1 pseudogene is annotated in these 517 nt (G+C 42.4%); it reads left to right on the top strand.

The features are described from left to right. Positions 1 to 74: 74 nt before the first annotated feature. A pseudogene (locus tag J3998_RS13120) lies at positions 75 to 517 on the top strand (transposase); the annotation flags it as partial.

Below are 517 nucleotides of genomic sequence, written 5' to 3'. Positions count from 1 at the left end.
TGACCTATCCCCTAAATTTAAAACCATGACATTGATGAGATTTCCAATTAAATTATCCGAATGGAGATTTCAAAATGAAAAAACGTTTTACCGAAGAACAGATTATTCGAGCAATCAAGCAGCATGAGGCTGGGGCAAAAGTTGATGCTATTTGCCGTGAAATGGGGATTTCAAACGGCACCTTCTATAACTGGCGTAGTAAATATGCAGGTTTAGAAGTCAACGAAGCCAAGCGCCTAAAAGAACTTGAATCTGAAAATGCCAAGCTCAAACGCCTACTTGCAGAAAAATTGCTTGAGGTCGAAGCAATGAAGGATGTTGTCTCAAAAAAGTGGTGAAGCCTGCTGACAGAAAGCCGATTGCTCGCTACTTGATACAAACCTATCAACTCAGTGAACGAACTGCCTGTCGACTTTCAGGCGTTAGCCGAACAGCGTATCGATATGTTGAACGTGCAAAATCCGATGAACCGATTCGTAAACGCCTGAGAGAACTGGCATCTCAGTATCCTCGTTAC

The sequence above is a fragment of the Thiomicrorhabdus marina genome (assembly GCF_017571465.1).
GTDB classification, from domain to species: domain Bacteria; phylum Pseudomonadota; class Gammaproteobacteria; order Thiomicrospirales; family Thiomicrospiraceae; genus Thiomicrorhabdus; species Thiomicrorhabdus marina.
This window is presented reverse-complemented; position numbering and strand designations above follow the sequence as displayed.